This is a genomic window from Sphingomonas sp. Leaf5, from assembly GCF_001421155.1.
In the GTDB taxonomy this organism is placed as follows: domain Bacteria; phylum Pseudomonadota; class Alphaproteobacteria; order Sphingomonadales; family Sphingomonadaceae; genus Sphingomonas.
In genome coordinates this window covers 24,586-42,956 of sequence record NZ_LMJZ01000020.1, presented here as the reverse complement: position 1 = coordinate 42,956, position 18,371 = coordinate 24,586, and the positions used below count along the sequence as shown (strand labels likewise).

The following is an 18,371-nucleotide window of genomic DNA, read 5'->3' as shown; positions in this document are numbered from 1 at the left end:
GATGTTACGCAGCACAATGCGCGAAAGTTCCGGTACTTAATCGACCATCTCGACCGCGAGGGCGGTGGCTTCGCCGCCGCCGATGCACAGCGACGCCATGCCCCGCCGCAACCCGCGGGTTTCCAGCGCCGACAACAGCGTCGCCAATACCCGCGCGCCGCTCGCCCCGATCGGATGGCCCAGCGCGCACGCCCCGCCATGCACGTTGACGATGTCATGCGGCAAGTCGAGATCGTGCATCGCCGCCATCGTTACACAGGCGAACGCTTCGTTCACCTCGTACAGATCGACCTCACCGCTCGCCCAGCCGGCCCGATCGAGCGCCTTGCGCATGGCAATGGCCGGGGCGGTCGCGAACCGGGCAGGTGCATGGGCGTGCCCCGCATGGGCGACGATCCGCGCGACCGGGGTTAGCCCCAACCGGTCGGCGACCGATGCCCGCGTCAGGACCAGCGCTGCCGCCCCGTCCGAAATCGACGATGCGTTGGCGGCGGTGATCGTGCCGTCTTTGGCGAAGGCGGGCTTGAGCGTCGGGATATTCGAGGCGTCGCCGCGCGTCGGCTGTTCATCGGTGCGCACGGTCGTGGTGCCCTTGCGGCCCGCGATGTCGACCGGCACGATCTCACGATCGAACGCGCCCGATGTCTGCGCCGCCTGTGCCCGGGTCAGCGACGCGATGGCGAACGCGTCCTGCGCCTCGCGGGAGAAGCCATAGGCGGCGGCGGTCTCCTCGGCAAAGCTGCCCATCAGCCGGCCGGGTTCATACGCATCTTCCAGCCCGTCGATATACATGTGGTCGAGCAACCGGTCGTGTCCGATCCGCGCACCGCTGCGGTGGCGTTGCGACAGATAGGGGGCATTGGTCATGCTCTCCATTCCGCCGGCGACGATGATATCGGCCGAACCGGCGGCGATGGTGTCGGCGGCCATCATCACCGCCTGCATTCCCGATCCGCACATCTTGTTGACGGTCGTCGCCTCGACATGCTGCGGCAGGCCGGCACCCAGCGCCGCCTGCCGCGCCGGGGCCTGTCCAAGGCCAGCGGGCAGGACGCAGCCCATATAGATGCGTTCGACCGCCTCACCCGACAGTCCCGCGCGCGCGACCGCCGCCCCGACCGCCGCCGCACCCAGTTCGGTTGCGCGGGCACCGGTCAGGCACCCCTGAAAGCTGCCCATCGGCGTGCGGGCATAGGACAGGATGACGACGGGATCGGACATGCGGCTCTCCATGGATTCTGGTTTCGTTTGTTATCATATCTAGGGGGAAGGCCGCCGCCTCGCAAATGCCGGTAATTGCCGATAGGGGCGGATCATGGTCGCCGCGCTTCCTCCGTCCTTCTGGCCGATCCTGCTCGGCGTACTGGGCGCGGTGTTCGGCAGTTTCATCGCGACGCTCGTCATCCGCTGGCCGCAGGGGCGATCGATCGCGGTCGGGCGATCCGCGTGCGACGGTTGCGGGCGGGTGTTGGGGGCGACCGAACTGGTTCCGCTGGTCAGTTTCGGGTTGCTACGGGGCAAGTGTCGTGGCTGTGGCGCGCGGATCGCGCGGGGCCATGTCGTGACCGAAGCATTGGGGCTGGCGATCGGCGTCACGGCTGGACTGGTCGCACCGGGTTGGGAAGGCGTGGCGGGCGCGGCTTGCGGTTGGGTGCTGCTGGCGCTCGGCGCGATCGACCTTGCCGCCTTCTGGTTGCCCGATCGGCTGACGGGAACGCTGGCTGTCGTCGCACTGGCTGGTGTTGTTGTCGGGAGCGAGCCCGACCTGCCCACGCGGTTGATCGGCGGCATTGCCGGCTTCGGATCGCTCTGGCTCGTGGCGGCGCTGTACCGGCGGGTGCGTGGCCGGATCGGCCTTGGCGGCGGCGATCCAAAGCTGTTCGGCGCGATCGGACTGTGGCTCGGCTGGCGGGATTTGCCGCTGGTGCTCCTGCTCGCGTCGCTGGCGGGGTTGCTCGCCGTCGCGACGATGGTCGCGACCGGGCGAGGGCCGACCGCGACGGACCGCCTGCCGCTCGGCACCCTGCTCGCCGCCGCCGCGTTCCTGTGCTGGACCCTGTCGGTCTAGGCTGGCTCGACCCGGTATTCGATCGGCTTGAAACTGCCGCCGTTCGACGCCGGGGCCGAACAGGCGGTTAACCCGATGATGAGATCCATCGCTGCGCGAAACGTGATCGTATCTCCCGCCTTGCTGATCGGCGGCAGCACGCTCAATTTCCCCGTCGCAGCATCGACCGGTACGTTCATGAAGCAATTGAACGCCACCGGTATCCGGTCGGGCGAGATGCCGTACGGCTCGAGCGCCGCCGCCAGATTGCCGAAACATCCACGATGTGGCGGCAGGTCGGGATAGAAATGATGGAAGGTATCGTAGGAACAGGGCGTCAACAGGAAGTCGTGCATTCCGACCATGTCGTCGACGATCTCCAGCATCACCCGGCTGCGGTTCGAATATAGCCGATGCCCCGTCGTCAGCCGGATCGTCTCCGCATAATCGAGCGTGCGTCCGGAGGAGATGACCTCGTCGAGATCCTCGGCATTGAACGCCAGCAAGTCGGCGACCTGACACCCGCGCGGATCGACCACGACCAGCGTCTCGCCCTTTCGGAGGGGGAAGGCGGTGCCGGAGCGTTCGGGGATGACGATGTTCAATCGCCTTCCCCCGAATAGTGGAAGGGGCAGGACCAGCGATCGTCGACCTGCCGCCCGCTATATTGTCGCGCCTCGCTCGCCGCGCCGTGGCGTGCCAGCATCGGGTTGCGGCTGCCGGCCAGCGCCTCGTCGCGCACGAGAATCTTTTCGCGCATCGTCTCGTACTTGCCCTCGGCGCGCAGCCGTTCGAACTGGTCGTGCAGGTTGAACACCAGCGTCGGCCGGTCGAACCGCCGCGCCGGCCGGCTGGAGCACGGATGGAGGCCGACGATGAAAAACGCCTCGCCACCGAAGCTCAGCGAGAAATGCGGGTTGTTGGGGTCCGCGCTGACGCGGGTGTCATAATCCTGCCCGCGCCACACATCCTTGTCGGACAGCGACTGGACGCGCTTCCACAGCGCATGTTCGAACTCGGTCTCGGTCAGGTCGTCCGGGCCGTCGAAGATGACGGCGAAGCTGCGATACATCGTCCGGTCGCGACGATAGCTGGCGGCGAGTTGCATCAGCGCGTCATGGATGCGGACATCGTCCCACGCGCTGTCGATGCGCGAGCAGGCGAGAACGTCCAGCGTTCCTTTCGCCATGGCCGATTTGGCCCCGACACAGGGAAAGGCGCGGTCGTCGACATGGTCGAACAACATCGCCTGAAGGCGATCCTGCGCCTCGTGTTTCCAGTTGAACATTGCGGAAGTCCCGACCCGGTTATTGGATGGACAGTACGTTTCGCCACTGACACCGGTTCCGCGCCTGTTGACGGGCGGCGACGGGGCGGCAACAATCGGGCCTGTGAATAAACGACTGCTTCTCGACGATTTCCTGCCGTACCGGCTGTCCATCGCGTCCAACCGCGTGTCCGACGCGATCGCATCGACCTATCGATCGCTGTTCGGGCTGCGCATTCCCGAATGGCGGCTGGTGACGGTCATCGCCGAAAGCGACGGGATTACCCAGCAATCGCTGTGCGTCGCGACCCGCATGGATAAGGTGACGGTCAGCCGCGGCGCGATCGCGCTGGTCGATCGCGGACTGGTCGAACGCCGCGCCAACGCCGGCGATCAGCGGTCGCATTTGCTGCAACTGACGCCATCGGGCCGCGCGCTGTACGAACAGGTCGCGCCCAAGGCGCTGTTGATCGAACAGGAACTGTTCGCAGCGTTCAGCGCCGAGGAAATCGAAGTGCTGCGCGACATGCTGGGGCGGGTTCAGGCCGCCGCCGATGCAATGGAACAGCGCGCCGTCTGTTAGAGGCCGTTTGAAAACGCGCCTTTGCACGTTCTACAGTGCCGGCCCGCTCCCCCACCCGGCCACCCACGGCGTATCCGGAATGGGTGTGGAGTGGGCCGGCACCGCTTCGAAACTTGCTTTTTCGCCAGCTTCCAATCGGACCCTTAGTAACGTTCGCGCCGTGGCTTGGCCTGGTGCGCGGTCGGCAGCGTATCGGCCAGCCGTGCGCCGCGCCGGCCCATCGGCCGGGGATGGCCGACGGTGGAATCGATCGCGGTCTGCCGTTCGGCCTCGGCATTGATCTCCGCCCCGATCAGGATCGCGAAGCTCGATACGAACAGCCACATGAGCAGCACGACGACCGCGCCCAGCGCGCCATAGGTCGCGTTGTAATTGGCGAAGTTCGCCGCATAGAGACCGAACAGCACCGTCGCCAGCAGCCACAATATGGTCGCCGCGACCGACCCGACCGACAGCCAGCGCCAGCGCGCGCGCGCCCGATCGGGGCCATAGCGATAGGCGAAGGCGATGGCCGCGCTGGCGATGCTGCCCGCCACGATCCAGGTCGCGCCCTGGATCACGACCGCGCCGGCCGTCCCCAGAAACTCGGTCTGGGTGCGGATCCATGTCAGCACGCCGGCCGAAACGATGCCAACCACTGCCGCGAAGATCGCCGCGACGGTAATCATCGCCGACAGCAGTGTCGTCGTGATGATGTTGCGTTCGTCCTCCTCCTCATAAATCACGTTCAGCGCCTGGATGATCGCGCTTGCCGCGCGCATTGCGCCATAGATGGAGAGCAGCAGGGCGATGGCGAGACCGAACCCGGCCTGCGACGACGCCGTCGTCACCACCGCGATCAACTGATCGGAAATCAGGCGCGCGGCGTCGGCCGGCACCAGTTCGAAGATCGTCTCCATGTGCCGCGACACGGTCGATGGATCGGCGACCAGGCCGTAGGTCATCACGATCGCGCCGAGCAGCGGTACGAACGACAGAAAGGCGTAGAAGGCGACGCCCGCCGCCATCAGCGTCAGATTGTGATAGCCGACCATCGTGTAGACGCGGATCAGGATCGCGCGCCATGCCGACCATGGATGCGCCCAGGGGTGGGCCGACTGGCTCCCCGGAATCTTCGTCGGATCGATCTGCGTCGCGGTGTCGGTCACGCTGTTCCCCTTGCCTCCGGTTACCAACGCGTCCCGCTTTGTTGGGATGCAAAATTTTTACCATATGAACCAAATCATTGGTTCGACGTTTCTCGATCTGCCGGGGGTTGTGCACTGCAACGTCCGGGGCAAGGGGACGGGGACGTAACGTTGGGGGATTTTCGCGCGCGGACGATCTGTATCTTGCTGGCGGGGACGATGACGGCTCCGGGTGCATTGGCCCAGACGACGCCGACCTCGCCGTCGACGGTCGCTGTACCATCGTCACCACAGAACCCGCCTGCCGAGGGGGCGATCGTTCCGGACCCCGAATTCGACGCGGCACTGCCAAGCCTTTCGGGGGACATCAACGCGCCACTCGAACCCATGTCCGGGTTCGACGCTCCGGCCTCACCCACGCCGCAAACCACCGCACCGGCCCGACCCGCACCGCCAACCGCACCCGCGACCGAAGCGGCAGTTCCGGCCGAAACGCTGCCCGACGCCGTCCTGCCAGAGGCCCCCGAACTGGCCCAGCCGCTGCCGCCGCTGTCGTCGTTCGACGTGACCCCGGTCGAGGTCGCCGGCACCGATGACAAGCGCGCCGTCGAAATCCGGTACGATACCGTCGTTCGCGGCCTCGACGAGATCGACGGCGCTGCGCAGTTCAAGGCGCTGTCGTCGTTGCAGGAAGGCAAGGGCAAGGCCGCCAACGCCACGATGGTGCAGGCCCGCGCCCGCGAGGACGAACAGCTCGCGATCCGGATCATGCGGGCGAAAGGCTATTATGACGGCACCGCGACCTCGGCGATCGAAAACCCGCCGGGCGAACGTATCCGTGCCATCGTCACGGCCATTCCGGGCAAACAGTTCACGCTCGGGTCGATCCGCATCGATACCCAGCCGACCGTTCCGCCGAACCTCGTCCAGCGCGAATTGCCGCTGAAGGTCGGCGATCCGGTCGATGCCGAACGCATTCAGGCGGCCGAAGCGAATGTCAGCCTGAAACTTCCGCAACAAGGTTACCCGTTCGTGGAGGTCGGGCAGCGCGACATCCTGCTCGACGACACCGCCTATACCGGCGCGTACACCCTGCCGGTGACGACCGGGCCGCGCTCGTCGTTCGGCACCTATTCCACCACCGGCAAGCTCGCGTTCGATGCCGATCATGTCGGCGTCCTCGCCCGGTTCAAACAGGGCGAACTCTACGACAACCGCAAGGTCGACGACCTGCGCGCGGCATTGGTGTCGACCGGCCTGTTCTCCAGCGTATCGGTCGAACCGCAGCGGACGGGGCAGCTTGCGCCGGATGGCACCGAACTGGTGAACCTGCTGGTGCGGCAGGATGCCGGCCCGGCACGGACGCTGGCCGGGGAGGGCGGTTACGGCACCGGACAGGGCATTCGCCTCGAAGGATCATGGACCCACCGCAACCTGTTCCCACCCGAAGGGGCGCTGATCGTGCGCGGCGTGGCGGGTACGCAGGAACAGGGGGCGGGTGTCACCTTCCGCCGGTCCAACGCCGGTCGCCGCGACCGGACCTTCCAGATCCTCGCCAATGTCAGCCGCAACAATTACGACGCGTTCGAGGCGTTCACTGGTACGCTCGGTATCCGCTGGTCCTATGACTCGACGCCGATTTGGCAGAAGCGGTTCACCTATGCCTATGGCGCCGAACTGATCGGCACCAACGAAGACACCTACGACTTCGACGTCGGCGGCCGTCGCCGCAAGACCTATGGCATCGCCGCGCTTCCACTGTTCGCCGGGTTCGACACGTCGGACAATCTGCTCAATCCCACGAAGGGCTTCCGCGTGAAGCTGAACGTCAGCCCCGAAGCATCGGTGCAGGGCGCGGTACGCCCCTATGGCCGGTTCATGGTCGAGGGTACCGGCTATTATCCGATCGGCGAGAGTATCGTCATCGCCGGCCGCGCCCGCGCCGGGTCGATCCAGGGCATCGCCCGCGACGACCTCGCTCCGTCGCGGCGTTATTACGCCGGTGGCGGCGGATCGGTGCGCGGCTTCGGCTTTCAGGAACTGGGGCCCCGCACGCCCGAGGTCGATGAGGACGGCAACAATCTGAACCGTCCGATCGGCGGCCGCAGCCTGAACGAATTCGCGATCGAGGCGCGCTATCGCTTCGGCAATTTCGGGATCGTGCCGTTCCTCGACGCCGGTCAGGTCTATGAATCGAGCCTGCCCAAGGGTTCGGACCTTCGCTTCGGTGCCGGTATCGGTGGCCGGTTCTACACCAATTTTGGGCCGCTCCGCGTCGATGTCGCCACGCCGATCGCCCGGCGGCCGGGTGAATCGAAAATCGCCCTCTATATCTCGATCGGGCAGGCCTTCTGATGACTGACGCCGAACTGCCCGCCACCGACACCGTCGTGGTTCGCGACCGCCCGCTCTGGGTCCGCATCCTGAAATGGATCGGCATCGCGATCGTCGGCCTGTTGCTGCTCGTCGTGGTGCTGGTGTTCGCGCTGAACACCGGGCCAGGCCGCGGCTTCCTTGTCAGCAAGCTCGACGGCTACACCACCGCGTCGGGGCTGAAGGTCAATGTCGGGCGGATCGACGGTTCGCTGTACGGCGCGATGACGATCCGCGACCTGCGGCTGAGCGATACGCGCGGCGTCTTCGCCTATTCGCCCGCGATCGCGCTCGACTGGCGGCCCTTCGCCTTCACCAACAGCCATGTCGATATCCGCAGCCTGACCAGCCCGCTGGTCCGCTATGCCCGCAATCCGGTGCTCAAGGACACGCCGCCCGGCGATCCCAACGCGCCGCTGCTGCCCGATTACGATATCGACGTGAACCGCCTGCGCGTCGACCGGATCGAGGTCGGGCCGGCCGTGACCGGCCAGCGCCATATCGCCCGTCTCGACGGTGCCGTGCATATCGCCGATCGCCGTGCGCAGGTGACCGCCAACGCTGCGACCATCGCCGCGCCGGGTGTCGCCGGCGGCGACCGGGTCGCACTGAAACTCGACGCGGTGCCCGACGATAACCGGTTCGATATCGATGCCCGCATCGTCGGGCCGGCAAATGGCATGATCGCCGCGATGGCCGGGCTGAAGGCGCCGGTCGTCGCTACGATCGCCGGCAATGGCGACTGGAACGACTGGCGCGGCCGGCTGGCCGGCACGCTCGGCGGGCAGCAGCTTGCCGATCTGGCCGTGACCGGGCGCGATGGCCGCTTCACCGTGCGCGGCTCGACCCGTCCGGGCCTGATCCTGCAAGGGCCGGTCGAACGGCTGACCGCGCCGCGCCTCGACGTCGCGATCGACGCCGCGCTTGCCGATCGCAAGGCGGATACCCGGATCCAGCTTCGATCGAGCGCGCTGGCGGTCAACGCCGCCGGTCTGCTCGACCTCGGCAACAGCCGGTTCGGCAATTTCCGGACCGAAGCGACGCTGCTGACCCCCGGCGCGATCCTGCCGAACCTCAACGGTCGCTCGGTCCGCGCGGCGGTGGTCCTCGATGGCGGCTTCGGTACGCCGACCGTCGACTATAAGGTACAGGCAGCGGCGCTCGGCTTTGGCGAGACAGTGGTCGAACAACTCTATGCCGAAGGGCGCGCCACCGTCGATGCCGACCGGATCCTGATCCCGATCTCGGCAAAGGCACGTCGCATCACCGGGCTGAACGCAGCCGTCGGCGGGCTGGTCACCAACGTCGCGATCAACGGCGACCTCGCCATCGCCGGCGACCAGGTGCTGTCGGACAATCTGCGCATCCGTTCCGACCGGATCGACGCGACCGCGATCGTCGCCGCCAACCTGACCACCGGCCGCTATACCGGCGCGATCAAGGGGCGGATCAACGATTACGAGGTTGCCAGCATCGGCATCCTCAACCTGTCGACCGACGCCAGCCTCTACACCGCGCCGGGCGGCGGCTTCGGCATCAAGGGGCGCGTCGTTGCCCAGACCACACGGCTGTTCAACGAAGGCGTCCGCAACTTCCTCGGCGGCAACCTCTCGACCACCCGCGTCGATGTCGGCGTTGCGCCGGACGGGATCGTCACCTTCTCCAACCTGCGGATGAACGCGCCGCAGTTCCGCATCACCAACGGTTCGGGTCGCTATGATCCGGCCGGACCGCTGCTGGTCATGGCCGATGCCTATTCGACGCAATATGGGCCATTGTCGGCGCGGGTGACCGGATCGGTCGCCGCCCCGCAAGTGCTGTTGCGCGCGGCACGACCGGGCGTCGGCGTCGGCCTCGTCAACCTCGAAGCGCGGGTGCGCGGACAGGGCGACCGGTATGCGATCCAGGCCACCGGTGGCACCAATTACGGTCCGTTCCGCTCCGATGTGCTGGTGTCGACCGCGCCGCGCCTCGTCGCCGACATTCGCTCCGCGACCTTTGCCGGCGTGAACATCGATGGTCGGGTCGAAGCCACCGATGCCGGGCCGTTCGCCGGCCGCATCAACTTCGCCGGATCGGGCATCGCCGGCGTTGCCCGCCTGTCGGCACAGGGCCGTTACCAGCGCGCCGACGTGAACGCGCAGGCGTCGAACGCCGCTATCCCCGGCAACATGGGCATCCGCATCGGCCGTGCGATCGTCACTGCGACGGCCGTGCTGTACGACCAGCCGGAGATCGTCGCCGATGCGCAGGTCGCGAACCTGTCGATGGGCGACTTCCTGCTCGAACGCAGCCGCGCGAAGATCAACTATCGTGGCGGCAACGGTACGGCGCAGCTGTTCGCGCAAGGATCGTCGGGCGTGCCGTTCCGCGTCGCCGCCAATGCCCGGCTGCGTCCGAACGACTATCTGGTCGCGTTGCAGGGCGTCGCCAATGCGATCCCGTTCAGGACGGTCAATCCGGCGCGGATCGTGTCGGCACCGGGCGGCTATCGCCTGTATCCGACGCGGATCGATTTCGCACAGGGATCGATCCGCGCCGCCGGCGTCTATGGCAACGGCATGTCGATCCAGACGCGGCTCGACCGGCTCGACCTGAGCATCATCAACGCCTTCATGCCCGGAACCGGCATCGGCGGCACCGCGACCGGCAGCCTCGATTTCGCGCAGGCGGCGGGTCAGAGCTTCCCGCGCGCCGATGCCCGCCTCACCATCCGCAATTTCCAGCGGACCAGCCTCGCTTCGGTTTCCGAACCGGTCGACATCGTGTTCGCCGGGGACCTGCGTCCCGAGGGCGGCAGCGGGCGTGCGCTGATCCGGCGCGGTACGACGACGGTCGGGCGGATGGTCGCGAACCTGCGGCCGCTGCCGCCGGGCAGCGGGTCATGGGTCACGCGGATGCTGGCGGCACCGCTGTCGGGCGGCATCCGCTATAACGGGCCGGCGGGTGTGCTGTTCTCCTTCGCCGGCCTCGGCGACCAGCAGTTGAGCGGGCCGATCGGGATCGCCGCCGATTTCGGCGGTCGGGTACAGGCACCGCAGTTGAACGGCGTGGTCCGCGCCAACAACCTGACCTATGAGAACGAGACGCTCGGCACCCGGCTGACCAATCTCGGCATCAACGGCCGCTTCACCAACGATCGCTTCGAACTGACCCAGTTGCGGGCGAAGGCCGGCGACGGCACGATCGCGGCGCAGGGATCGGTCGGGCTGGCAGCGAATAGCGGCTTCCCGATCGACATCCGTGCCCAGCTGCGCGACGCGCAACTCGCGCGGAGCGATGCGCTGGGTGCGTCGGCGACCGGTGATATCCGTATCCAGAACGGTGCCGATGGCGGGCTGATCTCGGGCGACCTCGTCATCCCGGAGGCGCGCTATCAGATCATCCGGCAGGGCGCGGCCGAAGTCCCCGAGCTGACGGGTGTCCGGCGCAAGAGCGATGCCAATCGCCCGGCCGCCACGCGACCGCAGCAGCAGGCGGCATCGGCCGGGCTGTTCCGCCTCGCGCTGCGCGTCCGTGCCGACAACCGGCTCTACGTGTCGGGCATGGGGCTGGAATCGGAATGGGAGGCCGATCTGCGCATCGGCGGCACCTCCGCCGCGCCGACGATCAACGGCCAGTTGCAGCTGGTTCGCGGCACCTATTCCTTTGCCGGCAAGCGGTTCGAGGTCGAGCGTGGTATCATCCGCTTCGAAGGCGAGAACTATACCAACCCGGTGATCGACATTGCCGCGACGACCACTGCGGAGGGAGTCACCGCAACGATCAACGTCACCGGCACCGCGCAGGCACCGCAGATCGCGTTCAACTCGACCCCGGCACTCGCACAGGACGAAGTGTTGTCGCGGCTGTTGTTCGGCAGCTCGGTCACGAACCTGTCGGCGACCGAGGCGATCCAGCTGGCCGCTGCGCTCAACTCGTTGCGCGGATCGGGCGGGGGCGGGCTCAATCCGCTCGGCAAGCTACGTTCGGCGACCGGGTTCGACCGGCTACGCGTGCTGGGCGGCGACGAGGCGACCGGCCGTGGCACCTCGCTCGCGGCGGGCAAATATTTGACCGACGACATATATATCGAGATCATCACCGACGCCCGCGGCTTCACCGCCACGCAGATCCAGATCGCGCTGACCCGCACCCTGAGCGTGTTGTCGCAGACCGGATCGTTCGGCGGATCGAATGCGTCGGTGCGGTACAGCCGGGATTATTGACGGATCGGGGTGTCGATGCACCCCGATCCACATGACCGGTTCAGGCGCGTTCGGCTTGCCAGTCGGGATCGACATTGCGTTCGCTGGGCGCAGGAATCGCGTTCGATACCGTTCGTAACTCCCGCGCAGGCGGGAGTCCCGATACGTCCGCGTCGCGAATCCAGCCAAACCGTCGGCGTCCGGGGATTCCCGCCTGCGCGGGAAGGACGAAATTTCGTGGTTATCGTTGAAGCTCGATCGGCCCTGGTCGCGGTTTCCTTACGGTAATGGGCGGCGTCCTGTCGATCAGGCACCCTTGGCATGACCGTACCGCCGGGCATCCCAAGTAGCGTTCGATGATGATAGCGTCGGGAGATGGACGCGCACTCACAGGTCGTTGCCCTTCTGCGGGCGGATCCGCTTCGATGGCATCTGCTGGGGGTGGTGCGCACGCTTAACTTGCGAGACGGCTGGATTGCGGCGGGTTTCGTCCGGAACGCAGTATGGGACCATCTTCATGGTCGTGCACCGTCCGCTTCAACGGGCGATGTCGACGTCATCTGGTACGATCCGGCGGTCACCGATCCGGTTCAGGATCGACGCTATGAAGCAGTGTTGCAAGCGGCGGTACCGGGCATCGCATGGTCGGTGAAGAACCAGGCGAGGATGCACCTTCGCAACGGCGATAGACCGTATCGTTCCGCGACCGATGCGATGCGCCATTGGCCGGAAACGGCGACCGCCATCGCCGTTCGCCGCCGGGGCGAAGTGGGTTGTGACGTAGCGGCCCCGTTGGGCCTGGACGACTTGATGCACCTGATCCTTCGACCGACCTCGCGCTTTCTCGATGAAAAACGCGCTGTGTACGACGGACGGATCGCATCGAAGCGTTGGATCGAGAATTGGCCCCGGCTACGCCAACAACTCTGAGAGGACCGGTAGCGACGCAGGCATGTTGGACGGCGAGCTTGCAACCAACCGACAATGCGTGTGTCAGCCTCCCGACCCTACGCTGCCCGGCGAGCTTGCCGCATGCCACCAGCCAGCGCCGCCATCATCGCCGACCGCAACGGCTTGGCCTTCAGGTCCATATTATAGGGACAGCCCCGCGTGACTTCGCCGTCGGGACGCGGCTCGAATCCCCGCAACCAGCTGTACCGGTCGCTCAATCCCCAGGCGAGGACATCGCCAAGTTGCGGATAGGATAGCATGATGTCTAGATAGGCGCGGGCAAAGTCGGCGACCCCCCGGTCACGCGGGCCGATCGCCGCCGGTAATCCCTTGTCGCGGACGTCGAACTCGGTGATGACCAGCCGATATCCCATCGCGGTGACCCGGTCGAGAAATGCCCGCCATTCGGGTTCGAGCCGCTTGGCGACCGCGCCGGCGTCGGTCGTCGGCTGGAACAGCCCGATATGCGATTGCACGCCCAGCGCATCGACCGGCGTGCCGCGACGGCGAAATTCGGCCAACAGCGCCAGCACGCCGGCGCGGTGTTTGGCGTTGCCGTCCTCCCAGCTCATATAGTCGTTATAGACCAGTTCGGCATGCGGCGCGGCGGCGCGGGCGGTGCGGAATGCATGGTCAAGCACGTTCGCCGTGCCGCCCATCGCCCGCGACAGCGACGTCTCGCGCAAGGTCCCCGTATCGGGATCGACCGCTTCGTTGACCACGTCATAGCTGTCGATCTTGCGGCCATAGCGCTTGGTCACGGTGTCGATATGCTGGTCGAGAATGCGCGCAGCTTCGATCGCCGGGCGCTGGCCGAAGTCGTGGGTGTTCAGCCAAGTGGGGAACCAGCGCGAATAGGCCCAGAACAGCGTATGGCCGCGCAGCGCGAAGCCGTTCGTCGTCGCCCATTCGACCATCGGATCGAACCGGCTGAAATCGAACCGGTCGGCGGCGGGGCGGATTGCCTGCCACTTCATCTGGTTTTCCGGTACCAGCACGTCACAGTCGCGCTTGAGCAACGCGGCATAGGCCGGGTTGGCGAACGATCCCGCATCGGCCCCGGCCGGGCTCCACGCGAAGGCCGACCCGAAACGGCGGTCCTTGCTTGCAGCGGCTCCCTTCAGGGTGTCGCCGGGCGCATCGGCGGCGCGGACGGTAGTCGCGGCGAGGAGCGCAGCGCTGCCCGCCAAGATGCTGCGACGATCGATCATGGTCATGCGACGGCCTTTCCATCGATAGGGGGGTAGTTGGTCAGGATCGGGTGAAGAACGGCGGCTGCCGGCAACAGGCGCAGGCTGCGACGCCGAAGGTCGGTAATGGCCGACCGTTCTGGCCATCCAGCGCGGGCACGGGTCGCCCGGCAAGGTAGGTAGATTGAGGGAAACGTTCCGATGTACGGCCCGTCGCGGCCGGATCGGTCCGACCGCGATTCCCATGCTGCGTATCTCGACCGCGCAGCCGATCGACACGGCGCAGAACGTCACCGCCTTGTGCTAGGGCCTGCATCCACCGGGCCAGCGGGACAAACCGGTGGCGGACGACGCGGTCGGACTTCCCTCGATCGGGCGGATTCAGGAACATGCACTCTCCGGTCCCACGCTCTGGCGGCGTGATAACGCTACCATGATCGGTATGATATGCCGGTGTCAACGCCGTCGGTCGGACAGGAAGCATTGAGGATGCCCGATGCTGAAATGGTCGGCGTGGATCGCGCTTGCCGGTGCGCTATTGCCGCACCGGCGCGGGCCAAAGATGGCTATGATCTGTGGCTGCGGTACCGGCCCTTGCCGACCGTGCAAACGGGAACCGTTGCGATGCAGCCGACGGGGATCGTGCGCGATGAACGCGACCCGACGTTCGACCTTGCCGCCGCGAAACTGGCGCGCGGGCTGTCGGGACTGACTGGGCGCGCGGTTGCCGACGGGAATGTCACCGATGGCGCGATCGTGATTGGAACGGCCAAGTCCGCGCGGATCGCTGGGCTGGGGTTGCCGTTGCAGTCGCTCGGTCGCGAAGGGTTCGTGCTGCGGTCGGTGGCGATCAAAGGCAAACGGACGACGGTAGTCGCGGCGAACCGTTCGATCGGTGTGCTGTATGGCGCGTCCCGGTTGCTGCGGATCGCGCAGATGACCGGCAGCCTGACCGATGTTTCGGTGACCGATCGGCCGAAGCTCGGCCTGCGATTGCTCAACCATTGGGATACTGTCGAGCGTCGCTAATGCCGGGCGGTCGCTGTGGAGCTGACAGAAATTGCCCGGTTTCGCGGACCCGCACTGCGCCGATTTCGCGCGCGCCAACACGTCGATCGGGATTAACGAGACGGTCCTGAACAACGTCAACGTCAGTGCCGATATCCTGAAGCCCGAATTTCCCGGCGAGATCGCAACGCTGGCTGGCGTTTTTTGCCCATGGGGCATCCGGGTCTATGTCTCGCACGGTTTTCGGCACCGATCGAGATCGGGGGGCTGAAGACAGCCGACCCGCTTGACCCGCAGGTCGCGGTGTGGTGGACGGCGAAGGCCGACGAAATCCATACCCGCATTCCCGATTTCGGCGGGTTCCTGATAAAGGCCAATTCCGAGGGGCAGCCGGGGCCGGGCGATTACCAGCGCAGCCATGCCGATGGCGGGATCGTGATGTGGCGGGCGTTCGTCTATGCCCGCGAAAAGCCCAAGGACCGGGCGCAGCAGGCCCATAGGGAGTTCGCGCCGCTGGACGGCACATTCGCGGACAACGTGATCGTGCAGGTCAAGAACGGGCCGATCGATTTTCAGCCGCGCGAGCCATTCGATCCGCTGTTCGGGGCGATGCCGCGTACGCCGCCGAGGATGGAGGTGCATATCGCCAAGGAATATAGGGGGTCCGCCCCGCACCTCGTCTACCTCGGCACGATGTAGCAGGAGATCCTGCGCAGCGACACCTATCGTCCGCGCAAGGGCGTAACAGTCGCCGATGTCCGTGACCGGCCGGTGCGGCCGTGGGCGCTGACGGAAATCGCGGACGTGTCCAATATCGGCACCGATCGCAACTGGTCGGGATCGCAGTTCGATCAGACGAACTGGTATGCGTTCGGGCGACTGGCGTGGAACCCCCATGGCGACGCGCGTGAGATCGCCCGCGACTGTGGCGATGACTTGGGGTGCCGCCGCAGCGGAGCCGATCGTCCCGATGATGATGCGGTCGCACGAGGCGGTCGTGGATTATATGATGCCGCTGGGGCTGAACCACCTGTTCGCGACCGGGCATCATTATGGGCCGGGGCCATGGGTCGACGATCTGGCGGCGGCGGACTGGAACCCCGTCTATTTCCACGAGGCGGACCGGAACGGTCGCCTATTTCGCCGGGGTGTCGGGTCATCCGCTCCCGGACGGGGTGACGTCGCCGCTGCATCCGCTAAGCTATTACAAGGCGATACGGACGCCTTAAGGATGCCTTTGGCACCGGGGAACGGCAAGTAACGACGATGCTCCGCCCCGCGATCGGCGGTGGGCGGGGCGCCAAAGGTCACGAAAGTCACACTCGCACGGGTTTCACAAGCTGTTGCGAACGGTTCTCAGATGGCACACTCCAAGGAAGGTTCGCTCTCACCCTTTCGCGCTTTCGCCGCTCCTCCCCTCTCCCGCCGGGAGAGGGAAGCGGGCCTCAATAGCGGCGTAGCAGGCCAGCGAGCTTGCCCTGTACGCGCACCTGTTCGGGGCGATAGCGCTGCGGGTCGTAGCTGCGATTGGCCGGGTCGAGACGGATCATGCCCCCTTCGCGACGGAAATATTTGAGCGTCGCCTCGCTATCCTCGATCAGCGCCACGACGATTTCGCCGTCGCGCGCGGTTTCGGTGCGGCGGACCAGCGCATAGTCGCCGTCGAGAATACCCGCCTCGACCATCGAATCACCGGCGACCTCGAGCGCATAGTGATCGCCGGCCCCGAGCAGTGCAGCGGGAACGGGCAACGTCGCCTGACCCTCGATCGCCTCGATCGGGACACCGGCGGCGATGCGACCGTGGAGCGGCAATTCGACGACGTCGTTGGCAGGCTGTGGCGCGGGCCGGGGCGCAGCGGCAGGCTTGGCCGCCACCTTCTTCGCCACGGGACGCTCGGGCATCCGCAGCACTTCGAGTGCGCGGGCGCGGTTGGGCAGGCGACGGATGAACTCGCGTTCCTCCAGCGCCGAGATCAGGCGATGCACGCCCGATTTCGACTTGAGATCGAGCGCCTCCTTCATCTCCTCGAACGAAGGGGAGACGCCGGTCGCGCGCAACCGGTCATCGATGAAGCAGATCAGCTCGTGCTGCTTACGCGTCAACATGGGGTTCTCCGTCGGAACAGACGTGGAACCAATAGGAAACGATTTTCTTGCCGTCAAGCGAGTTGCAGGATTTCCGCCGAGTCGCCTGCATCCGCCGCCGGCGCGTGCGGCGGGCGCACGATCAGGCAGTCGGAGCGGGCGAGCGTCCGCAACATCGAACTGTCCTGAATGGCGGCGGTCGATGCCTGCCCGTCGATCTGCGTCGCCCGTAGGTAATCCTGCCGTGGGCCGTTGGCGGGCAGCGGATGGGCCAGCGTGGCACGCGACGTGCGGGGCAGGGGATCAGCAGCACCGGCCAGCCGCGCAACCAGCGGACGGACGAACAACAGCGCGGTGATGTAGGACGACACCGGATTGCCGGGAAGCCCCAGCACCGCCGCGTCGCGGAGCGATCCCGCCAGCATCGGTTTGCCGGGCCGCAGCGCGATCCGCCAGAAATCGAGCGTCCCGCCCGCCGTCGCCAGTGCTGGCCGGACCAGATCATGATCGCCTACCGACGCGCCGCCGGTGGTGACGAGCAGGTCGCATTCCACGCCGGCAAAAGCATCGACCAGCGCCTCCATCCGGTCGGGCAGGATGCCGAGATCGATGCGCTCGACCGGCAGGTCGGCGAGCAGCCCCGCCAGCATCAGCCCGTTGGTTTCGGGCAACTGGTCGTCGCCGAGCGGCTGTCCCGCGGGGACCAGCTCGTCCCCCGTGGCGGCGATGGCAACGCGGACGCGCCGACCGACCGACAGCGTGCCGTGCCCGGCGACTGCGGCCAGTGCGGCGCGGGCGGGGGTAATGCGCTCGCCCGCCGCGATCAGCAGCTCGCCTTCGCGAAAATCGAGGCCGGCGCGACGGACATTGCCGCCCCGGACCGGCCCTTCGCCCGACAGGTGCAGGCGGTCGCCGTCGCGCGTCGCTTCCTCCTGCACCAGCACGCAATCGGTGCCGGTCGGCATCGCCGCGCCGGTGAAGATACGGGTTGCCTGACCTTCAGCGACGCTGCCGGCGAAGGAAGCCCCGGCGGCGCTTTCGCCGATGACGTCCCACGGGCCGGGCAGATCGTCGAAGCGGATCGCATAGCCGTCCATCGCCGATAGCGGGCGCGCCGGCTGAGTCCGGCGCGCGATGATATCGGTCGCGGCGAACCGGCCGATGGTGTCGGCGATGGGGAGGGTTTCGGCGGCGGTGGCGCGACCGAGCGCGAGGACGCGGCCTTGGGCTTCGGCGACGGGGAGGAGGCGCATGGGTCGGCCTTCATATCGTTAGGAGGGGAGTTTCGTTGCTCCGGACTTGATCCGGAGTTTCGCTTTTGTCGAGCGGCGAGAAGGTGGCGGGAGCCGGGATCAAGTCGGGGCTTTTGCGAACGTACTTATTCCTGCCCTTCCGTACCCCCGCGCAGGCGGGGGCCAGCGCCAGACAGAACAACGGCTTACGCTTGGAACCCTGGACCCCCGCCTACGCGGGGGTACGGCAGAGGCGAGGGATCGGTACTTTCGTACAGATCTCCGTCAAGTCCGGAGCGACGTTTGGTGGCGGAAGGGT

14 protein-coding genes and 2 pseudogenes are annotated in these 18,371 nt (G+C 66.6%); 9 read left to right on the top strand and 7 right to left on the bottom strand.

The features are described 5' to 3' along the window. Nucleotides 1-36 precede the first annotated feature (36 nt). Nucleotides 37-1,221: an acetyl-CoA C-acyltransferase gene (locus tag ASE50_RS12665; RefSeq protein ID WP_235512329.1), complete on the bottom strand. Its 1,185-nt coding sequence runs from the start codon at nt 1,219-1,221 to the stop codon at nt 37-39. A 94-nt stretch (nt 1,222-1,315) separates the two neighbouring features. Between ASE50_RS12665 and ASE50_RS12660 the strand changes: the two genes are divergently transcribed. Beyond that, nucleotides 1,316-2,068 (top strand): prepilin peptidase, encoded by a 753-nt coding sequence (locus ASE50_RS12660; RefSeq protein ID WP_056400969.1) that lies wholly within the window; start codon nt 1,316-1,318, stop codon nt 2,066-2,068. Here ASE50_RS12660 and ASE50_RS12655 read toward each other — a convergent pair. Together ASE50_RS12655 and gntA are read right to left on the bottom strand one after the other, a co-directional pair. Next, the gene (locus ASE50_RS12655; protein WP_056400968.1) at nt 2,065-2,652 is read right to left on the bottom strand and encodes a DUF1989 domain-containing protein; all 588 of its coding nucleotides are present in this window, start codon (nt 2,650-2,652) and stop codon (nt 2,065-2,067) included. The genes ASE50_RS12660 and ASE50_RS12655 overlap by 4 nt on opposite strands. After that, on the bottom strand, nt 2,649-3,335 hold the full coding sequence (gene gntA / locus ASE50_RS12650; RefSeq protein ID WP_056400966.1) for a guanitoxin biosynthesis heme-dependent pre-guanitoxin N-hydroxylase GntA: 687 nt from the start codon (nt 3,333-3,335) through the stop codon (nt 2,649-2,651). Before gntA ends, ASE50_RS12655 begins: the two co-directional genes overlap by 4 nt. Nucleotides 3,336-3,438: 103 nt before the next feature. Between gntA and ASE50_RS12645 the strand changes: the two genes are divergently transcribed. Then, nucleotides 3,439-3,897 (top strand): MarR family winged helix-turn-helix transcriptional regulator, encoded by a 459-nt coding sequence (locus ASE50_RS12645; RefSeq protein ID WP_056400965.1) that lies wholly within the window; start codon nt 3,439-3,441, stop codon nt 3,895-3,897. Between the two features lie 143 nt (nt 3,898-4,040). On the opposite strand, the gene ASE50_RS12640 is transcribed toward ASE50_RS12645, so the two are convergent. Then, nucleotides 4,041-5,045: a YihY/virulence factor BrkB family protein gene (locus ASE50_RS12640; protein WP_235512327.1), complete on the bottom strand. Its 1,005-nt coding sequence runs from the start codon at nt 5,043-5,045 to the stop codon at nt 4,041-4,043. 198 nt (nt 5,046-5,243) lie between these two features. Between ASE50_RS12640 and ASE50_RS12635 the strand changes: the two genes are divergently transcribed. The 3 genes from ASE50_RS12635 to ASE50_RS12625 all read left to right on the top strand — a co-directional run bounded on the left by ASE50_RS12635 (nt 5,244) and on the right by ASE50_RS12625 (nt 12,514). After that, complete coding sequence (locus ASE50_RS12635) at nt 5,244-7,379, top strand: autotransporter assembly complex protein TamA (RefSeq protein ID WP_056401402.1); 2,136 nt, start codon at nt 5,244-5,246, stop codon at nt 7,377-7,379. Next, a complete protein-coding gene (locus tag ASE50_RS12630) occupies nt 7,379-11,605 on the top strand; it encodes a translocation/assembly module TamB domain-containing protein (protein WP_056400964.1) in 4,227 nt (1,408 codons plus the stop codon). Before ASE50_RS12635 ends, ASE50_RS12630 begins: the two co-directional genes overlap by 1 nt. Before the next feature lie 354 nt (nt 11,606-11,959). Beyond that, on the top strand, nt 11,960-12,514 hold the full coding sequence (locus ASE50_RS12625) for a nucleotidyltransferase family protein (RefSeq protein ID WP_056400963.1): 555 nt from the start codon (nt 11,960-11,962) through the stop codon (nt 12,512-12,514). A gap of 77 nt (nt 12,515-12,591) precedes the next feature. Here the strand turns inward: ASE50_RS12625 and ASE50_RS12620 are convergent, their stop codons facing one another. Beyond that, nucleotides 12,592-13,752 carry an endo-1,4-beta-xylanase gene (locus ASE50_RS12620; RefSeq protein ID WP_056400962.1) on the bottom strand — a complete coding sequence of 387 codons (1,161 nt, stop codon included), beginning with the start codon at nt 13,750-13,752 and terminating at the stop codon, nt 12,592-12,594. A 420-nt stretch (nt 13,753-14,172) separates the two neighbouring features. Between ASE50_RS12620 and ASE50_RS19270 the strand changes: the two genes are divergently transcribed. The 4 genes and pseudogenes from ASE50_RS19270 (at nt 14,173) to ASE50_RS19255 (ending at nt 15,994) form a co-directional block, all read left to right on the top strand. Further along, complete coding sequence (locus tag ASE50_RS19270; RefSeq protein WP_200909542.1) at nt 14,173-14,754, top strand: alpha-glucuronidase family glycosyl hydrolase; 582 nt, start codon at nt 14,173-14,175, stop codon at nt 14,752-14,754. Nucleotides 14,755-14,785: 31 nt separating this feature from the next. Next, nucleotides 14,786-15,432 (top strand): annotated as a pseudogene (locus ASE50_RS19260) (hypothetical protein). A 72-nt stretch (nt 15,433-15,504) separates the two neighbouring features. Next, a pseudogene (locus tag ASE50_RS19755) lies at nt 15,505-15,618 on the top strand (hypothetical protein); the annotation flags it as partial. A 46-nt stretch (nt 15,619-15,664) separates the two neighbouring features. Further along, nucleotides 15,665-15,994: a hypothetical protein gene (locus ASE50_RS19255; protein WP_268794938.1), complete on the top strand. Its 330-nt coding sequence runs from the start codon at nt 15,665-15,667 to the stop codon at nt 15,992-15,994. Nucleotides 15,995-16,178: 184 nt separating this feature from the next. Here ASE50_RS19255 and lexA read toward each other — a convergent pair whose 3' ends face one another. Both lexA and ASE50_RS12595 read right to left on the bottom strand, forming a co-directional pair. Further along, a complete protein-coding gene (lexA, locus tag ASE50_RS12600; RefSeq protein WP_055994735.1) occupies nt 16,179-16,841 on the bottom strand; it encodes a transcriptional repressor LexA in 663 nt (220 codons plus the stop codon). A 53-nt stretch (nt 16,842-16,894) separates the two neighbouring features. Continuing rightward, entirely contained in the window at nt 16,895-18,073 is a 1,179-nt protein-coding gene (locus tag ASE50_RS12595) for a molybdopterin molybdotransferase MoeA (protein WP_056400957.1), read from the bottom strand. Nucleotides 18,074-18,371 lie beyond the last annotated feature (298 nt).

Excerpts from the sequence above, each read along its gene's own strand:
- ASE50_RS12665 (WP_235512329.1), bottom strand. The coding sequence starts at position 1,221 with ATGTCCGATCCCGTCGTCATCCTGTCCTATGCCCGCACGCCGATGGGC.
- ASE50_RS12660 (WP_056400969.1), top strand. The coding sequence starts at position 1,316 with ATGGTCGCCGCGCTTCCTCCGTCCTTCTGGCCGATCCTGCTCGGCGTA.
- gntA (WP_056400966.1), bottom strand. The coding sequence starts at position 3,335 with ATGTTCAACTGGAAACACGAGGCGCAGGATCGCCTTCAGGCGATGTTG.
- ASE50_RS12635 (WP_056401402.1), top strand. The coding sequence starts at position 5,244 with ATGACGGCTCCGGGTGCATTGGCCCAGACGACGCCGACCTCGCCGTCG.
- ASE50_RS12630 (WP_056400964.1), top strand. The coding sequence starts at position 7,379 with ATGACTGACGCCGAACTGCCCGCCACCGACACCGTCGTGGTTCGCGAC.
- ASE50_RS12625 (WP_056400963.1), top strand. The coding sequence starts at position 11,960 with ATGGACGCGCACTCACAGGTCGTTGCCCTTCTGCGGGCGGATCCGCTT.
- ASE50_RS12620 (WP_056400962.1), bottom strand. The coding sequence starts at position 13,752 with ATGACCATGATCGATCGTCGCAGCATCTTGGCGGGCAGCGCTGCGCTC.
- ASE50_RS19270 (WP_200909542.1), top strand. The coding sequence starts at position 14,173 with ATGCCGGTGTCAACGCCGTCGGTCGGACAGGAAGCATTGAGGATGCCC.
- ASE50_RS19255 (WP_268794938.1), top strand. The coding sequence starts at position 15,665 with ATGACTTGGGGTGCCGCCGCAGCGGAGCCGATCGTCCCGATGATGATG.
- lexA (WP_055994735.1), bottom strand. The coding sequence starts at position 16,841 with ATGTTGACGCGTAAGCAGCACGAGCTGATCTGCTTCATCGATGACCGG.
- ASE50_RS12595 (WP_056400957.1), bottom strand. The coding sequence starts at position 18,073 with ATGCGCCTCCTCCCCGTCGCCGAAGCCCAAGGCCGCGTCCTCGCGCTC.